Below are 17,501 nucleotides of genomic sequence, written 5' to 3'. Positions count from 1 at the left end.
TTTCATATTGACCCAGTCACTGGTAAACCCATGATGCATTCTTTAGAATGGTTATCAAAAGTTTTTAGACAAGAGGATACTGTCCATGAGTGCCGCTGCGGCTGAAAAGCTTCCTAGCCTGACCCTGCCAGAGAAAAAAGTTTCCGTTCGTGATGCCTTTGGCCTCGATCTTGATATGGAAGTGCCTGCTTTCGGGGAGCGCACCGAGCATGTGCCAGATATCGACAGCACCTATGTGTTTGACCCCGATACCACGCTGGCGATTCTCGCCGGGTTCGCCCACAATCGCCGGGTGATGATCCAGGGCTATCACGGCACCGGTAAATCCACCCACATTGAGCAGGTGGCCGCGCGCCTCAACTGGCCTACCATTCGTGTGAACCTCGACAGCCACATCAGCCGCATCGACCTTGTCGGCAAGGACGCCATTGTGCTGCGTGACGGCAAACAGGTGACCGAGTTTCAGGAAGGCATCCTGCCGTGGGCGCTGCAGAGCCCGACCGCGATTGTCTTTGATGAATATGACGCGGGCCGACCGGATGTGATGTTCGTGATCCAGCGTGTGCTGGAGGTTGAGGGCAAGCTGACACTGCTGGACCAGAACCGTGTTATCCGCCCGCATCCGGCGTTCCGTATTTTTGCCACCTCGAACACGGTTGGACTCGGCGATACGACAGGCCTTTACCACGGCACGCAGCAGATCAACCAGGGCCAGATGGACCGCTGGAACATTGTCGCGACGCTCAACTATCTGCCGCACGATACCGAAACCGACATCATCCTTGCCAAGGAGCCGAGCTACGACACCGACGATGGCCGCAAGGCGATCTCGAATATGGTACGCGTGGCAGACCTCAGCCGGACCGGTTTCATGGCCGGTGATATCTCGACCGTGATGAGCCCGCGTACCGTGCTGACATGGGCGCAAAACGCGCGTATTTTCGGTGACATATCCTTTGCGTTCCGGGTCAGCTTCCTCAACAAGTGTGACGAGGCAGAGCGCCCGATTGTGGCGGAATATTATCAGCGCTGCTTTGGCGAGGAGCTCAAGGAATCGGCCAGCAATCTGGTTGTGAACACCTGAGGCGGCGCACCGTGAAGGTGAGTTTAGGGTAATCTGAATGGCAGACGGCAGCCAAAATCCGAAAGAGACGTTTGAGCACGCGCTGGCCGCCGCCGCGCGCGCCGTGGCGGAGGACAAGGGCCTTGAGGTCAAGTTCACCGCCGACGCACCCGGCTATGTGGCTGGCGAAATGCGTGTCTCGCATCTGCCGCACAAGGTGCGCGCGCAAGATGTCGCCGAGGTGCGGGGACAGGCTGACAGCTACGCCCTCAGACACCGCCATCATGATGCCAAGCTGCATTCGAAACTGGCGCCCGGCGGTGCCGTTGGCCGCGCGATTTTTGATGCTGTGGAACAGGCCCGCTATGAGGCGATTGGTGCCCGTGCCATGTCGGGCATGAAATCGAACCTCGCCGCCGTCACCGAGCGCCGCGCGCTTGAAAGCGGCCTGTCGCGCCCGACGGACGACGAAGAGAGCAAACTCGCCTCTGTGTTGGGTTTGTTGGTGCGGGAACGGCTTACCGGTGCCCCGCCGCCTGAAAACGCGGTTGTCGCGGTTGAGGGCCAGCGCAAGTGGCTTGAGGAAAGTGTCGGTCACCTTCTTGACACCCTTGAAGACAAGGTCGAGGACCAGCGCGGCCTGTCCGTTATCTCTCGCAGCATCATCGCGGAGCTGATCGGCGATGGCGACGGTGACAAGCGCGACCGCGATGATGAGGACGACCAACCCGATGACGGCGAGGGCGACGCGCCCGACAGCCCGGATGGCGACCCCGGAGAGGATGACGAAGGCTCCTCGGATGGAGCAGAGTCGTCCGAGGACGGCGAAAGCGAAACCGCCGAAGACGAAGCGTCAAGCGAAGCGGCCATGGAGGAAATGGACGACAGCGAAGCCGACGCTGGAGAGGGCAAGCACGAGGGTACAATACCATGGCGGCCCAACCGACCGCTCGACCAGTTGCCGGATACGCCGTTCTATAAAGTCTTCACCGAAGAATATGACGAGGTCCTGAAAGCGGAAGAGCTGTGCGACGTCGAAGAGCTTGAACGCCTGCGCAAATATCTCGACCAGCAGATGGCGCATCTCTCCGGTGCTGTCTCCAAGCTTGCAAACCGGCTGCAGCGGCGCCTGTTGGCGCAGCAGCGCCGCCACTGGCAGTTCGACCTTGAAGAAGGCATCCTTGACGCAGGCCGCCTCGCGCGCGTGGTTTCAAGCCCGACCAAGCCCCTTTCCTACAAGCTCGAAAGCGAGACCGAGTTCAAGGACACGGTGGTGACCCTGCTGTTGGATAACTCCGGCTCCATGCGTGGCAGGCCTATCTCGATTGCGGCCATCTCCGCCGATATCCTCGCCCGCACGCTGGAGCGCTGCGGCGTGAAGGTGGAGATCCTCGGTTTTACCACCAAGGCGTGGAAAGGGGGCCAGAGCCGCGAAAAATGGTTGCAGGCTGGCCGGCCGAAGACGCCAGGGCGGCTGAATGACCTGCGGCACATCATTTATAAAACCGGCGATGCCCCGTGGCGGCGTTCGCGCCGGAACCTTGGCCTGATGATGCGCGAGGGGTTGCTGAAGGAAAATATCGACGGTGAGGCGCTGATGTGGGCACACAACCGCCTGATCGCGCGGTCGGAAGAGCGCCGCATTCTGATGGTCATCTCCGACGGTGCGCCGGTGGATGACAGCACGCTCAGCGTCAATTCAGGTGTCTATCTGGAGAACCACCTGCGGCAGGTTATCGGCTGGATCGAAGACCGTTCGCCCGTGGAGCTTATCGCCATTGGCATCGGTCACGATGTCACGCGCTACTACAAGCGCGCCGTGACCATCCTTGATGCCGAACAGTTGGGCGGCGCCATGACCGAACAACTCGCTTCGCTGTTTGAGGAAGCCATCCCCACACCAAGGCGTATCCGCTGAGCGCCATGCCCAGTCACGCCAAAAAGCTTCTTGTCCTTGTCTTGTCAGCGGCATTGATAACAGGGTTTGGTGTCTACGAGCATATCAGGAGCAACAAGCCGAGTGATGTGCTCGCGACCGAGATTGCGGTCGCGGTTACCGCCCGACCCGTCCCGCTTCTTGAAAGCGACCCGACGCAAAGAACGGTCGGCAACGCCACCTATGTCGCCGGATGGGCGTTGACGGCCGATAGTGTCAATTTTGGCGGTTTCTCTGGCCTTGTGGTCCGGCCTGATGGGCGCCTGGTGGCGGTCAGCGATCGCGGCGACTGGTTTGGCGCACATTTTGACCCGACAGCCGCCATGCCCCTGACGGCGGCGAAAATGCGCCCTTTCTCGGATGACGCACAGGGCAAAAGCAAGGCGGCGCTGGATTCGGAAAGCGTTATCACTGAGGGCGATGGCTTTCTGGTGTCCTTTGAGGGCCAGCACCGGCTTGTACATGTGGCTGCCGACGGAACCGTCATGCCGTCGCCCTATACGGCATTGATGGATTTCACCGGCGTTGCCAACAATAGCGGGCTGGAGGCCATCACCTTTGCGGATGGCAAACTGCTGGGCTTTCCCGAGCGCGGGGTAGATGAGCTGGGTCGCCTGCGTGGCTGGCTGGTAGGGCATGACGCCAGCGAGACCATCTATTTCAAGCCACCACGCAATTATTCCCCCACGGACGCCGCTACCCTGAAAAACGGCGATGTGCTGATCTTGCTCAGGCGCTATTCGCTCTTTGACGGGGTGTCTGCCAAGCTTGTACGCATCCCGGCTGCGGAAATCAGGGCGGGCGCTACGCTTGTAGGGGGCGAAGTGATGCACCTTGAACCACCGCAAACGGTTGACAATATGGAGGGCCTCGACGTGATTGAGCGGCCGGGCCAAACTCCACTGGTGGTGATGATCTCGGATGATAATTTCCGTAAAAGCCAGCGTACGCTGTTGCTTGTATTTGCCCTTGAAAGCCCGTAATCAGGTTTTATGGAACGCGGCAAGAACCCGGTAGTAAACCGCTGCATCGCGCAGGCGTGGGAGCTTCTCCTGACAGAGGAAATTGAAGCCGCCTACCGGCTTGTCGAGGCGGCCCTTGCTGATCATGATCATGTCCGTTTGTGGCGGTTCAAGAAGCGCGTGTTGCTCATGTTGGGAGATGAGCCTGCGGCGGAACTGATCATGCGCCGTATCGTGGATCATATCCATATGCCGACAGCGACGGAGCTGGCCCTGATCCGATCGGAAATGTCATCCTTCACGGCCCTCAAGATCCACAAGCTATTATACCTGCATGTTCCCAAATGCGGCTCCACCACCGTGAAGGATATGCTTTACCATATTCTGACCGGCGAGCGGGGTGAGGGGCATTCCCATTCCCGCATGCTTGAGCAGGCACCCTACCGCATGCTGGTGCGGGCAAAGCTGCCGGTCGATTATGCCGACTGGTTCAGGTTTCTCGTGGTGCGGGACCCCATTTCAAGGCTCCGGTCCTACTACAGGTTCAATCTTGTCTTCACCGACGATCTCTCGAAGGAAGTGGGCAAGCGGGAGAGCTTCATGGGGCTGAGGCTGCAACCGACGTATGACCAGTTTCTCAAAAACCTGCACCGCTACCGGCAGGTCTTCCCGACACTGCGGGCCCACACCAATCCGCTCAGTGATATTGCCGGTGATGACCCCTCGGTCTATGACTGGGTTGGCCTGGTCGCCAGAATGGACGAGCTTCGGGCGAAACTGAGCGAAAAGACGAACACCGCCATTCCGGCCATCCACAATTTCCACTCCAAGAACATGGTAGCGCTTGAGCCCACACCTGCGCTTGAGGAACAGGTCCGTCCCCTCTGTGCGCGGGACTATGAAATTTACGGGTGTTATTTCTAGCAGCCGCAGCGGATGCAAAAGCAAAACGCCGCAGCGTTGATGCCACGGCGTTTCCTGAAACTTGCGCTTTTGCCTCAGTTGAGGCTTGCCGTTAGGCCTTCGCAGCAGCCTGTTTCTTCTTGATATCCCGCTTAAGCTTTTGCGCAGCAGCCGAAAGGTCGGTGTCGCGAGCTTTAAGAAGGAAGTTATCAAGACCGTCGTTGTGCTCCACTGAGCGCAGCGCATGGGTTGAGATACGCAGGCTTACAGAGCGGCCCAGCGTGTCGGAAATCAGGGTTGCTTTGGTCAGGTTTGGCAGGAAGCGACGACGGGATTTGTTGTGTGCGTGCGACACATTGTTACCTGTCATTACTTTCTTGCCGGTCAGTTCACATACGCGCGACATGTTCGTTATCCTTGTTTTTCTGCTCGGGGTTACCCCCGGGAATCTTTATGAATTCATGTTCGCTAGAGACCGGATTGGGCAATAGCTGGCGCGGTAGGTAGACGATTCGCCTGCCCCGGTCAAGCTTTTTGACTCGCGCACTATAGCATTTGTGCGGCTTTGCGCCTGTTTACTCTTCGCGGTTCAGGCTTTCAAGAAGTGCGGGGCGGTGGGCGCCGAAATTGGCGGCGCGCTCCAGAAGGCGGCCAACGCCGATGAGCTGGTCCTCGCGGAACATGTTGCCCCACAGGGTGAAGCCATAGGGCACCCGGCGCTCAAACCCGAGCTTTTTATCCTCCGTGCCCGTCAGCGGGAAGGTCTGGCGTTTGATCAGCCCCAGCGGCAGGGAAAGGCTTGGGTGCCCGGTATAATTGGTGATCACCAGCATATCGCCAGCAAAGTTGGGGCAGGCGAACATATCCACCTGGTCGAACATGGAGTGCATCATCTCCATCACCTGGCGGCGGAAGCGGTCCAGCTGTACATATTCGATGGCGCTATGGAAACGCGCCGCCCGCAGGGTGTTGGGCCATGCCTTGTCACCCTGCCACATAAGTCTGTCGTCTTCGTCAGAGAGGGTCAGTCCCTCAAACGCGGCCGCCGCTTCCACTTCCACCGTTGTGAGCAGGGTGGAGTAAGGCAGTTTCGGCAGCGCAATCTCCACCAGTGCGAAACCCATGCTCTTGAGCTGGTCCAGTACCTGCCGGTCAAGGTCGGTGGCGTCCTCGCCGGTGAACCACTTGGGGTCATACCCTATTCTGATATCCCCGGCGGCGGCGGATTTGCCGTCATAGGCAAATCCCCAGTCGAGCGAGCCGGGGTCACCCGCGTCATGGCCGTTGATGGCTTCCAGCACCAGCGCGGTGTCCTCGACGCTGCGGCAGATCGGGCCGATTTTATCCAGTGACCAACAAAGCGCCATGGCCCCTGTGCGGGGCACGCGGCCAAATGTGGGTCTCAGCCCCACGGCGCCGCATCGGGCGGACGGGGAGATGATCGACCCCATGGTCTCGGTACCGATGGCGAAGCTGCAAAGCGCCGCGACGGTAGCGGACGCGGAACCGGCGCTGGAGCCCGACGCACCCTCATTCAGGTTCCACGGATTGCGCACCACGCCGCCAAACCACAGGTCGCCATAGGCAAGCGCGCCCAGCGCCACCTTGCCAAGCAGAACGGCTCCCGCGTCACGCAGGCGTTTTGTCACAGCCGCGTCACTTTCTGCCGTGCGGTCCTGATAGGGTGCGGCGCCCCACGTAGTTTTGATGCCCTTGGTATCGATGATGTCTTTCATGCCAAACGGAATGCCGTGCAACGGCCCCCGGTAGCGGCCCGAGCGAATTTCCACGTCCGCTTCGCGGGCCTGCTCGCGCGCGACCGCTTCGGTCACGGTGATGAAGCTTTTCAGCTTGGGGTCCAGCCGTTTGATGCGTGAAAGATAAATGTCGGTCAGGCGGCTTGAGGTCAGAAGCCCGTTTTTGATCCAGTAGGCCTGAGCATGCACAGGTGCGAAGGCGACGGCTTCGTCATTGGGCAAGGGCCCCGGTGCTTCGGAGGCCAGCTGCACACTGCCTGATTGCACAACATAGGTTTTGCCGGGCAGGCGCGGGTCAAACGCCATGGCGGGCGCATCCGAGTTCCTGAGCGTCACCCCCGCGCGTCGGCGCCTGAGCCGGTCGAGCATGTCCTCAAGCTCGTCGAGGATCATGGCGCGTTCGTCAGGCGTATAGCTTACCCCCGCGATGCGTTCGGCGATGGCGAGGTCCGCAGGCGTTTTAACCGGCGGGTTTGGTGTTTCGGGCACGTAGGCATAGGCCGCTCTCGCCGCCGCAATACCACCTAATATGCCCGCACCCTTAAGGATCTGTCGCCTGTCCATTCCAAGTTTAGCCATACACGCTCCCGTTTAATAATGATTATAGGGTTTCACTTTTGAACGGGGAACCGTTATCTAAAACTTTACTATTAAGTCACTGTTAGGCGTTTTTATGGCTGGCATCATCAAGGCGGTTCTCGGCCCCACCAATACGGGTAAAACCCATTATGCGGTGGAGCGTATGATGGGCTATGCCTCAGGCGTCATGGGCTTCCCGCTCAGGCTGCTTGCGCGGGAGGTGTATGACCGCGTCGTGGCGGTCAAAGGCAAAAACCAGGTGGCGCTCGTGACCGGCGAGGAACGCGTCGTGCCTGAGGGTGCGCGCTATTTCCTGTGTACCGCTGAAGCCATGCCGCGCCATGCGGTCGCGGATTTTGTCGCGCTTGACGAGATCCAGATGGCCGCCGACGCGCAGCGCGGCCATATCTTCACCGAACACCTGCTGCACAGTCGCGGCACACATGAAACCCTGCTTCTGGGCGCAGACACCATGCGCCATGTGGTGCGCCGCCTGATCCCTGAGGCCGAGATTATCTCCCGCCCGCGCTTCTCGGAACTCAAGGCGGTCAAGCCAAACAAGCTGTCACGCCTGCCGCGGCGCTCGGCCGTGGTAGGCTTTTCCTCGGCTGATGTATACGGCATGGCGGAGCTCATCCGCCGGCAAAAGGGAGGCGCGGCGATTGTCATGGGCGCGCTCAGCCCCCGCACACGCAATGCACAGGTGGACATGTACCTGAGCGGCGAGGTCGATCATCTGGTCGCCACCGACGCTATCGGCATGGGGCTGAACCTTGATATCGGCCATGTGTCGTTTGCCGGGCTTTCGAAATTTGACGGTCGCAGTTACCGCGAGCTGACAGCGGCTGAGGCCGCTCAAATCGCGGGCCGCGCCGGACGTTACAAGAAGGACGGCACCTTCACCACGCTTACGGGCGGGGAGCTGATGGACCCCCTCATGGTCGCGCAGATCGAGGAGCATCAGTTTGGCCCCGTCAAACGGCTGTATTGGCGGAATCACCGGCTTGATTTTGCAACGATTCCGCGGCTCGTGCGTGCGCTTGAGGCCCCGGCGAGCACGGAGGGGCTGCACCGCACGCGCGATGCGATCGACCTCGTTGCCCTCAAGCGTTTGGCGGAAGACGATGAGATATCCGGCCTTGCCGCACACCCCGAGGCGGTCGAAAGGCTTTGGAATGTCTGCCAAATTCCGGATTTCCGGAAATTGTCACACGATGACCATATATCCCTTCTACGTCGTATTTATGTCGATCTGATGGGTCCTGGGGGCACAATCCCGCATGATTGGATTGCCCGGCAGGTTAAGCGCCTTGACAATACAAGCGGCGATATAGATACCTTGGCCGGTCGAATTGCCAGTATCCGGATTTGGACGTACGTTTCGCACCGGAAAGGCTGGCTCAAGGATGCGGCCCATTGGGCCCATGTAACGCGCAGTGTCGAGGACCGTTTGTCCGACGCGCTGCATGAAAAATTAACCCAGCGTTTTGTGGACAGGCGAACGGCTGTTCTCATGCGCTCGCTCAGGCATAGGGGCGAACTTAGCGTGAGCATTGATGAAGAGACAAACCAGGTTTCGGTCGAAGGACACGAGATCGGTGAACTGAATGGATTTTCCTTCCGTGTCGAGCCGGGCGCCGCTCGTGACGACCAGAAGACCCTGAAAGCAGCAGCCGAAGCGGCCTTGCAGGTGGAACTGACCCGCCGGGCCAAACTGTTTGCCAATGTGGGCTACAAGACGCTGGGCTTCGATTTTTCGGAAGGCCTCGCGTATCCCAAGCTGGTGTGGGAGGGCGCGCCCATCGCGACCCTGCACGACAGTGGCGCCCTGTTTGCGCCGCGTGTGAAGCTGGTGGCCTCAACTTTGCTGCAGGGTGACAATGCTGACCTCGTGCGGGAAAAAGCGCAGGAATGGCTTGATAGCCGCATCGCTGAAAAGCTTGAGCCACTGATGAAGCTGGCTGGTGAGCTTAACGGCGATACCCAAGCACCTGAAGGTGCCGCGCCGCTCAGCGGGCTTGCCCGGGGCGTGGCGTACCGCCTGCTGGAAAACTACGGCGTGATTTCGCGTTCGCTGGTGGATGGTGACCTGCGCCAGCTTGACCAGGACGCCCGCAAAGGCTTGCGCCGCTTTGGTATCCGCATTGGTGCCAGCTCGCTTTATATCCCTGTTATTCTCAAGCCGCATGCCAATGAGCTCAGGCTGATGATGTGGGCAATGGCCGGCAAGCTGACGGCGCTGCCAACCTTGCCAACCCCCGGCATGGTCTGGGTTGAGACCGAAGCGACGGCCCCGCGTGAGTTCTATGAGATGGCAGGTTTTCAGGTGTGCGGCAAAAAAGCCGTACGCATGGACATGCTGGAGCGTCTCGCCGACGCCGTGCGGCCCATGGGTCAGGGCGGTGACTGGTTTGAAGTCACGCCGGAGATCATGGGGCTTGTTGGCTTGTCAGGCGAAGACTTTGCCGAAGTGATGCAGGCTGCGGGCTACAAGAACGAAGTGCGCAAAGTGGCCCCCGCTGCCAAGGAAGAAGCACCTGCCAAGGATGAAACCGCAGCAGAAGGCACGGACGCCAAGCCAGACGACGCTGCCGCGCCCGCCGCTGAAGTGGCGGCGGAAGCTGAAGCAAAAACCGAAGCAGTGGCAGAGGCCCCTGCGCCTGAGGCCAAGCCTGAAGACGCCAAGACCGGCGAGGCCGAGACTGAAGTCGCCAAAGCGGAAGAGCCGAAGCCCGTGGACGTTGCGCCTGCCGAAGCGCCCGCCGAAGCACCTGTCGCTGAAGTTAGTGACGCTACCGATGTTGCCGAAAAGGCTGACGGTGCGGCAGAGAATGTCGCCGCTGCGGACGCCGAAACCGGCGAGGAAGAGCTTGTTGAGCGTTACTTCTTCGCGTGGGCGCCCAAGCGCAAGGCCCGCCCGGCAGGCGAAGGCCGCCGTGGCGGCAAGCCCGGTGAGCGGGGTGATCGTGGTGACCGTCAGGGCGATCGCCCTAAAGGCGACCGTGCAAAAGCTGACCGCCCGCGTGGTAAGGGACCAAAGGGCAAGGGCGGCAAGCCGCAGGGCCCGCGTGTGCACACCGCCCGCCCGCCCCGCAAGGAAAAGCAGGCGGACCCCGATTCGCCGTTCGCGGCACTCGCAGGTCTGAAAGAAAGCCTGCAGAAGAAAAAATAGCCGCGTCTTATGGCTGAAAATCTCGAGACCGGGCAGATCAGGCTGGATAAATGGCTCTGGCATGCCCGGTTTTTTCGGTCCCGCTCCATCGCTTCAACGGTTTGCAAGGCCCGCAAGGTGCGCGTTGACGGCACTATCGCCGCCAAGGCGTCTGTCACTGTACGCACGGGCCAGGTGCTGACCTTCCCCCAAGGCCCGCATATCCGCGTGGTGAAAATCCTCGCGCTCGGCACCCGCCGGGGCCCCGCCACCGAAGCGCAGGCGCTTTATGATGACCTCTCGCCCATTGAGGCACAAAAAGAAGCTCTCAAGGAAGAACGCAAGACCGCCGTTGCGGTACGCGAAGCAGGCAGCGGCCGCCCCACCAAAGCCGACCGCCGCGCCACAGACAAGCTGATGGCGAAGGGCGAGGAGCGTTAGGCTGGCTATATCTCCGGATTGACCGCACGCGCCGGGATGTTAATCCACACGCTGCCGCCGAAGAGGTGATAAAAAAGCGCAAAGAAAGTTGAGAAAGTATCCCGTGGGGGAGTGCCTGGGTTCTTCTCAAGGCTCACGAGGATACTTGCCAGTTTCCAGAGGCCGATAAAATAGGCTGCCAACCCCATTACAACGATCACGGGTCCCAGCGCCTCGGTTACGGATTCAGTTGGTGTTGGAAAAAAATAGTGTGCAGGCAGCAAACAAGTCATCAGTCCCAGCGGGGCAGCTAGCAATGGTGTGGAATGTCGCTTTGCCGTTTCAGGATAAAGACGTGAGATGCTGTGGCTCAGTGCCAGCGGCCAACTGAGCATGTATGCAGTGAGAAAAAGGTCAAGGATCGTCCAACGTAACGGGAGTGAAACCAAGATCAAGAGCCAGACCAGCTTTAGCGGTATGGCCCTGCACAGCTCTGTTGCTGTATCGACAATTTTTCTCATAGCGCAACGATACTGATCTTCGGTTCAGCGCGCTAGCCAATTTGCCGGTGGCTAGTGGTCGCGGGAACTGCTGCAAAGCCGACCGCCGCGCCACAGACAAGCTGAAGGACTGGGACTAAGCCTCCGATCGTAAGCTAAACATTTTGTGCACATAAGAATCTATTGCAGATAAAGGCGTTGCCCCGGCTTTCGCTTTTCGGCATAAAGCCAATTAAGCGAAAATGAATGTTTTCCCCTGTTGCGGAATATAAGGAGACGCTCATGACCTATGTTGTCACTGAGGCCTGCATCAAATGTAAATTCATGGACTGTGTCGAGGTCTGCCCGGTTGACTGTTTCTACGAGGGTGAAAACATGCTCGTGATCAACCCCAATGAATGCATTGACTGCGGCGTGTGCGAGCCAGAGTGCCCGGCCGAAGCCATCCTGCCCGATACCGAAGACGGCATGGAAGAATGGCTTGAGCTCAATACCAAATATTCCGAAGAATGGCCGAACATCACCGTGAAGGGTGAGCAGCCGGCCGATGCCGACGACTGGAAAGACAAGGAAGGCAAGATGGCCCATTTCTCGCCAAATCCGGGCTCGGGAAACTAGGGCATATGCCGCAATAATATTGCTTGAGCATCAACTGCTTACTGAGAAAGCCGGGTCTTTGCCCGGCTTTTTTGTTGCGTCAGATCGTCGCGAAATTCAGCGATAGAGCCAAAAACGCGTAATTAGACTGTAAAAATTACTAATTTTGTGTTACAAGAAGGGATTGCGCGACCTGTTTGCGGCAAACGGGTGAGCGCGTGGTGGCTGGACCGCCGAAAATTGAAGAAGCTGATTTGAGGCCTGACTGTGCCTCCCTGAACGGGGCGGTGCAAGGCTTTTTTTGACGCAGTTTGACAGAAAAGCGTGAGTTGCAGCTTTTCTCAAGGGTTTCCGCGGCCTCTGCAGGCATCTGCCACGCGAGGACCGTGCCCAGCGGGGGCCCAATTTATATAGCCGGCAGGCCTGACCCAGCCAGGCGTGCCTGTTTTAGATAAGAAGGACATAGAACCACTATGGCAAAATCCAGTAAACATCCCTTTGCAGTCGGTGATTACATCGTTTACCCCAAGCACGGCGTGGGCCGGGTCACGGAACTTGAAGTCCAGGAAATTGCTGGCCTCAAGCTCGAACTTTATGTGATTCGTTTTGAAAAAGAGCGCATGACCCTGCGGGTGCCGACCGGCAAGGCGGAAGCCAGCGGTATGCGCCGTCTGTCCAACGATGCCACGCTCAAGGAAGCGTTCACCACGCTCAAGGGCAAGGCTCGGATCAAGCGCACGATGTGGAGCCGTCGGGCACAGGAATATGAAGCAAAGATCAACTCCGGTGATCTGGTTTCCATCGCGGAGGTCGTTCGTGACCTGCACCGCGGTGCCGACCAGCCTGAGCAGTCCTACAGCGAACGCCAGATTTACGAATCGGCTCTTGGCCGTCTCGCGCGTGAGCTTGCCGCTGTCGAGGATATCGACGAAGCAGCCGCGATGGTGAAGCTTGAGAAAGAACTGGCAGCATAAAGCCTGCCCGTCTTTCAAGACGTTCAAAGAAAACCCGCCTCAACTTGAGGCGGGTTTTTTGTTTGGGGTGCGGATGCGGGCAGTTGGCGGGGTTAGCGGTCTTCCGGCTCCTTGGGTTCGGTCGCGCCCTTTTCGCGCAGATAGTCGGCGATATCGTTATGCTCATACCTGAGCGCCTGCCCAAGCGGGCTGCGGTACCGTTCGCTTCTGCGCTGCCAGTCCTGTCCTGCGGGCACCCGGGCGTTTACATTCGCGCCTTTGCTGATCAGATATTCCACAACCTCAAGGTGACCGGCACGGGAGGCGGTGATGAGCGGGGTCTCGTCGCCAAGGACAAAGCCGTTCACATCCGCCCCTGCGTCCATCAGCCGTTTGACTATGGCAAGGTCGCCGACAGCGGCAGCCATGATGAGGGCATTGCCGTCCCCGGGTGCGGCCTTGTTGACATCGGCCCCGGCCTCGAGCAGCAGCTCGATCATCGCCTGGTCGGACGCCTGCACGGCGGCGATCAAGGCCGTACCGTCACCGGGCGAATAGCCGTCGATGTCCGCCCCGGCAGCAAGCAGCTTCTTCACGATGGCGGTATCTCCGTTTCGCGCCGCCACCAGAAGGGGTGTACCGTCGCCTGGCGCGGCCTTGTTCACGTCAGCGCCGAGCTTGATGAGACGATCGAGCACGCGGTCGTGGCTCATCTGTGCTGCCATGGTAAGCGCGGTACCGTCGCCGGGCGCAACCATATTGAGGTCCGCCCCCGCGGCCATCAGCATTTCCATGATGGCCGGGTCGTCTCTCTCGATTGCAGCCAGAAGGGCTGTGCCGTCTCCGGGCGCTACCTGGTTTACCTTGGCGCCAGCCTTTAGCAACTGTTCAACCACCGCCTTGTCGCCGCTGCGTGCGGCAGCAATCAGTGCCGTGCCGTCGCCCGGCGAATAGCCATTGACGTCCGCGCCGGCCTCAAGAAGGGTTGCGACCATTGCGGCGTCGCGGTTGCGCGCTGCAACGAGAAGCGGCGTGCCGTCGCCAAGCGCGGGCTTGTTCACGTCTGCGCCAGCCTTGATGAGCATGTCCACCATCTCCCGGTCGCGCACCAGCACGGCCACGGAGAGCGGCGTCCCGTCTCCCTTGCGGTGATAGTTCACATCCACGCCAGCCTTCAGAAAGGCTCTGGCGTGATCGCGGCGCCGTTCCATGATGGCGTCCACAAGGGCGGCCCCTTGCGCTGCCTTCAGTGGGTCCTGTTGTGCTGTGCTGTCGCCGCCCGTGTCCATGTCGGGGCTGATAAAACTGTCAGCCTGTGCAAGGCGCCCAGCGGTATTATCGCCCTCGATATAAATCACCTGTGTCGCCAGCGTTGCCCAGGCGGCCATGCCGCTCAGGCTGGTGGCGCCAAGCAACAGGGTAACACCCAGCATACGCCGCGCCGGGCTCAGTTCGCGCCGGGCCAGCTTGGCCACGCGGTCCTTCAGCGGGTGACGAGTATCGCCGAACCATGAACAGCCAAGCGGTGCCCGTTCGCCCATCAGCTGGGATTTCAAGAGCGTTTCGGCATAGAGGCGACGGTGCTGGCCAAAGCGGCGCATCACGCGTTCGTCGCATGCCATTTCCTGATCGGCGCGGAAAAGGCCGTAGGCGATATAAGCCAGCGGGTTGAACCAGTTAAGGCTGCGGATGGCGATGGCCAGCGCATTTGTCTGCATATCGCCTGCGCGAATATGGGCCTGTTCGTGGGCCAGAATAAGCCGGCGTTCCAGCCGGTTATAGGCGTCGCGAAAATCGGTTGGCACCACAATGCGCGGAGTCATGAAGCCAAGCACGGCTGGCCCGACATCGGCGTGGCGCGATACCCGCAATGTGTTGGTACGGGCCCGGAGGCCATGACGGCGCATGAAACGGCGCTGGCCATAGGCAAGGGCACCGAGGCTTGCACAGGTCCCCGCGAGCCAGAGCACCATGAGCCAACCATCAGGAACGGTGGGGGCGGCTGCATTGGTCCGTGTTAGCGCTTTTTGGGCCGTGGTGCCGGTTTTGGGCCGTGTTTCTGTCAAGGGTGCCGGTGCGTCGTTGTCGGTAAGCGCTGGGACCTCTACCACTGGTGCGCGGCGCTCTGCCTTGGGGGCGCTGTCGGTGACAACGAAGTCAGCGGGCAGGAGACTGGCGATCATGGCGATGGGAACAATCAGCCACAGGGCATAGGCCGTGCGGGCACCAAATGCCGCATGGGCGCGACGCCGGAGCACCAGGACAAGAAGCATGGCGGCGCTGGTGCCGATGGCGGCCTGTACCATGAGGTCAAAAAAATCACTCGTCATTGTCCAGCTCCTTGATCAGTTTCTTCAGCTCGGCGATGTCATCGCCGCTCAATTTTTCATGCCGGGAAAAATGCGTCAGCATGGCGGAAACCCGACCATCGAAAAGACGGTCAAGCACGCCCTGCCCCTCGCGGGTCATATAGTCGTCGTGGCTCAGGACCGGGGTATAGAGGTAGCGGCGGCCATCCTTCTCTGCCGAGATCGCGCCCTTTGACAACAGGCGGTTCAGCAGGGACTTGACGGTGCCCACGCTCCAGTTATGTTCTGCGGCGACGTCAGTGGTGACATCCTCCGCGCTTAAGGGATAGGCGCGCCAAAGCGCTTCCATCACCTTGCTTTCAGCTATGCTGATCTGTTTTTTATCCTCGCTCATGAGTCTCACGTTTACACATGTAATCGATAAAAGCAAGCATAATGTTTACAGACGTAATCAATAAAATTCGAGCGGGAGCCAGGTGTCAGGCGTCGGCAAAAAAATGCCCGATCCTGCGGAATCCCGACCCTCACATCGATTTTATCGCACTGGCGTGAAAAAGTTGCTGCATTGCGCAAAAAAACTCGTCATAATGCACTACATTAATCAAGGTCATTAAAAATTGGGAGGTGAGAGTGAGCCGAGGAAACTGGGCCACTGGGGAAGATCGCCGCTTGATTCGTTTCGCGATGCGAGCGCCGATGCTGGACCGGGAAGAAGAAGCCGAGCTGGCGCTGGCGTGGCAGATGGAACGAGACGAACGGGCGCTGAAGCGCTTGACCGAAGCGCACCTGCGCTTGGCGATTGCCGCGGCAAGTCGCTACCGGCACTATGGGTTGCCGGTCGCTGATCTTATTCAGGAAGGAACCGTCGGCCTGATGGAGGCCGGCTACCGTTTTGAACCGGAACGCGATGTGCGTTTTTCAACCTATGCCAGCTGGTGGGTTCGTGCCGCCGTGCAGGATTATGTTCTGAGGAACTGGTCCATTGTGCGCACCGGCACCACAAGCGCGCACAAGGCACTCTTTTTTAACCTCAAGCGCCTGAAAGCCCGCATGGGTGTGGACCCTGACCGGCCGCTATCCATGGGTGCCAGAAACCAGATCGCGGATGAAATGGGCGTGCGCCTCAGGGACGTGGAGGCCATGGAGGGTCGCCTTTCCGGCGTTGACCGTTCACTCAATGCCCCGGTGGCGGATGAAAGTGCACAGGAATGGCAGGACCTGCTCGTCAGCGATACACCGCGACCGGACCAGATCTACATGGAGAGCCACGACGGTACCAAAAAAGCTGCACTGATTGAAAAAGCCATGGGCCATTTGACCGAGCGGGAAAGCTATATCATCCGCGAGCGTCAGCTGCGGGAAGACGGTGTGACCCTTGCCGTGCTTGGCACGCAGCTTGGCATTTCCAAGGAACGTGTGCGTCAATTGGAGGCGCAGGCGCTTGGCAAGCTCAGGCAGGCGCTGATGGCCGATGTGGGCGATCCGGAACTGGCGGGCCTTGCCGGCGGCTAGGCCGGCGGATGCATTGCAACGTGGTAGAAGGCCAGCCTAGTCGGGCTGGCTTTTGTTTTCACCGTCGTCAAGCATTCTGAGCTGCCCCGGTCCCTGCAACAACAGCCGTGGTCCCGATTTGAAATCAATCCAGCCGCGGCCCTCCACCAACTTGCCCTGCAGGCTCGTCGGGTCGATATTCAATTGCGTAAACTGGCGGGCGACAAGCGGCGGTATCTCGATGGTGAAATCGGTGCGCCAGTCCTCGCCAAAGTTCAGAAAATAGGTACCGCGTACCACGCCTACCTCTACGACCCGGCCCCGTACAATCTGGAACCAGCCCGCCTTGGCGCCATTGCCGAGCGCCTCGACCGGGACAAGGTTGCGATAATTCCACAGGCCTTTTTTTGCTGCTCGTGCCACTTCCTCGGCGGCAAAAAGTGTGGGCAGGCCCTGACGCCTGGTGGCACCGGGGAAAACAAAGACATGGCCTTCACTGATGAGTTCAAGCGCGAGCCAGCCGCCATCCGGCATGATGACATGGGCGACCAGTTCGCCAAGCCGATTGGTTTTGGGGCCTTCACAATACAGGGTGACCGTTTTGCCGCGCACTTTCGCGTCCAGCGCTTTTTTGGCGTCAATGCTGTGCGGCCAGCTGGTATAGGCCGCACCCGGCTCCCACAGTTCCGGCGCTTTCACCAGGGCAATCTTGATGATCTGGCCTTCGGCCGACTTGAAGCGCGCGCCGCCTATTGCCTCGCCTGCTACGGTATCGCCACAGGGCTTGAGCGTCGCGGTATCAAGCGCCTGCGCGAAAGCAGGTGTTGCACCAAAACATAGAAACAGGATTGCAAGCAGTCGGAGCATGTTTCATTCTCCC

At 59.6% G+C, this 17,501-nt stretch carries 15 protein-coding genes; 9 read left to right on the top strand and 6 right to left on the bottom strand.

Annotation, left to right across the window (positions count from 1 at the left end; genetic code table 11):
- The first annotated feature begins 85 nt into the window (after positions 1–85).
- Genes cobS through OEU85_RS14890 form a run of 4 tightly spaced genes read left to right on the top strand, consistent with a single transcriptional unit; the run spans position 86 to position 4,885 of the window.
- A complete protein-coding gene (gene cobS / locus OEU85_RS14905) occupies positions 86–1,084 on the top strand; it encodes a cobaltochelatase subunit CobS (protein WP_262692305.1) in 999 nt (332 codons plus the stop codon).
- Between the two features lie 37 nt (positions 1,085–1,121).
- A complete protein-coding gene (cobT, locus tag OEU85_RS14900; protein ID WP_262692304.1) occupies positions 1,122–2,981 on the top strand; it encodes a cobaltochelatase subunit CobT in 1,860 nt (619 codons plus the stop codon).
- A 5-nt stretch (positions 2,982–2,986) separates the two neighbouring features.
- A complete protein-coding gene (locus OEU85_RS14895) occupies positions 2,987–3,982 on the top strand; it encodes an esterase-like activity of phytase family protein (protein ID WP_262692303.1) in 996 nt (331 codons plus the stop codon).
- A gap of 9 nt (positions 3,983–3,991) precedes the next feature.
- Positions 3,992–4,885, top strand: a complete 894-nt coding sequence (locus tag OEU85_RS14890) for a sulfotransferase family protein (RefSeq protein WP_262692302.1) — start codon at positions 3,992–3,994, stop codon at positions 4,883–4,885.
- A 91-nt stretch (positions 4,886–4,976) separates the two neighbouring features.
- On the opposite strand, the gene rpmB is transcribed toward OEU85_RS14890, so the two are convergent.
- Positions 4,977–5,270, bottom strand: coding sequence for a 50S ribosomal protein L28 (gene rpmB, locus OEU85_RS14885; protein ID WP_262692301.1), 294 nt, complete (start codon positions 5,268–5,270; stop codon positions 4,977–4,979).
- Between the two features lie 169 nt (positions 5,271–5,439).
- Positions 5,440–7,200 carry an amidase gene (locus OEU85_RS14880; protein ID WP_262692300.1) on the bottom strand — a complete coding sequence of 587 codons (1,761 nt, stop codon included), beginning with the start codon at positions 7,198–7,200 and terminating at the stop codon, positions 5,440–5,442.
- A gap of 94 nt (positions 7,201–7,294) precedes the next feature.
- Between OEU85_RS14880 and OEU85_RS14875 the strand changes: the two genes are divergently transcribed.
- Complete coding sequence (locus tag OEU85_RS14875; protein WP_262692299.1) at positions 7,295–10,372, top strand: helicase-related protein; 3,078 nt, start codon at positions 7,295–7,297, stop codon at positions 10,370–10,372.
- A 9-nt stretch (positions 10,373–10,381) separates the two neighbouring features.
- Positions 10,382–10,792, top strand: coding sequence for an RNA-binding S4 domain-containing protein (locus OEU85_RS14870; protein WP_262692298.1), 411 nt, complete (start codon positions 10,382–10,384; stop codon positions 10,790–10,792).
- A 5-nt stretch (positions 10,793–10,797) separates the two neighbouring features.
- Here OEU85_RS14870 and OEU85_RS14865 read toward each other — a convergent pair whose 3' ends face one another.
- Positions 10,798–11,292 (bottom strand): hypothetical protein, encoded by a 495-nt coding sequence (locus tag OEU85_RS14865; RefSeq protein ID WP_262692297.1) that lies wholly within the window; start codon positions 11,290–11,292, stop codon positions 10,798–10,800.
- A gap of 261 nt (positions 11,293–11,553) precedes the next feature.
- Here OEU85_RS14865 and fdxA point away from each other — a divergent pair, with 261 nt between their 5' ends.
- Positions 11,554–11,889 carry a ferredoxin FdxA gene (fdxA, locus tag OEU85_RS14860; protein WP_262692296.1) on the top strand — a complete coding sequence of 112 codons (336 nt, stop codon included), beginning with the start codon at positions 11,554–11,556 and terminating at the stop codon, positions 11,887–11,889.
- Between the two features lie 452 nt (positions 11,890–12,341).
- A complete protein-coding gene (locus OEU85_RS14855; RefSeq protein ID WP_262692295.1) occupies positions 12,342–12,842 on the top strand; it encodes a CarD family transcriptional regulator in 501 nt (166 codons plus the stop codon).
- A 92-nt stretch (positions 12,843–12,934) separates the two neighbouring features.
- On the opposite strand, the gene OEU85_RS14850 is transcribed toward OEU85_RS14855, so the two are convergent.
- Both OEU85_RS14850 and OEU85_RS14845 read right to left on the bottom strand, forming a co-directional pair.
- Positions 12,935–15,151, bottom strand: a complete 2,217-nt coding sequence (locus OEU85_RS14850) for a M56 family metallopeptidase (protein ID WP_262692294.1) — start codon at positions 15,149–15,151, stop codon at positions 12,935–12,937.
- Positions 15,141–15,524, bottom strand: coding sequence for a BlaI/MecI/CopY family transcriptional regulator (locus OEU85_RS14845; RefSeq protein WP_262692293.1), 384 nt, complete (start codon positions 15,522–15,524; stop codon positions 15,141–15,143). Before OEU85_RS14845 ends, OEU85_RS14850 begins: the two co-directional genes overlap by 11 nt.
- Positions 15,525–15,760: 236 nt before the next feature.
- On the opposite strand from OEU85_RS14845, the gene OEU85_RS14840 reads away from it, so the two are divergent.
- Positions 15,761–16,642: an RNA polymerase factor sigma-32 gene (locus tag OEU85_RS14840; RefSeq protein WP_262692292.1), complete on the top strand. Its 882-nt coding sequence runs from the start codon at positions 15,761–15,763 to the stop codon at positions 16,640–16,642.
- 36 nt (positions 16,643–16,678) lie between these two features.
- On the opposite strand, the gene OEU85_RS14835 is transcribed toward OEU85_RS14840, so the two are convergent.
- On the bottom strand, positions 16,679–17,488 hold the full coding sequence (locus tag OEU85_RS14835; RefSeq protein WP_262692291.1) for a thermonuclease family protein: 810 nt from the start codon (positions 17,486–17,488) through the stop codon (positions 16,679–16,681).
- Positions 17,489–17,501: the final 13 nt, after the last annotated feature.

The organism is Kordiimonas aestuarii (genome assembly GCF_025574465.1).
Taxonomy (GTDB): Bacteria; Pseudomonadota; Alphaproteobacteria; order Sphingomonadales; family Kordiimonadaceae; genus Kordiimonas; species Kordiimonas aestuarii.
This window is presented reverse-complemented; position numbering and strand designations above follow the sequence as displayed.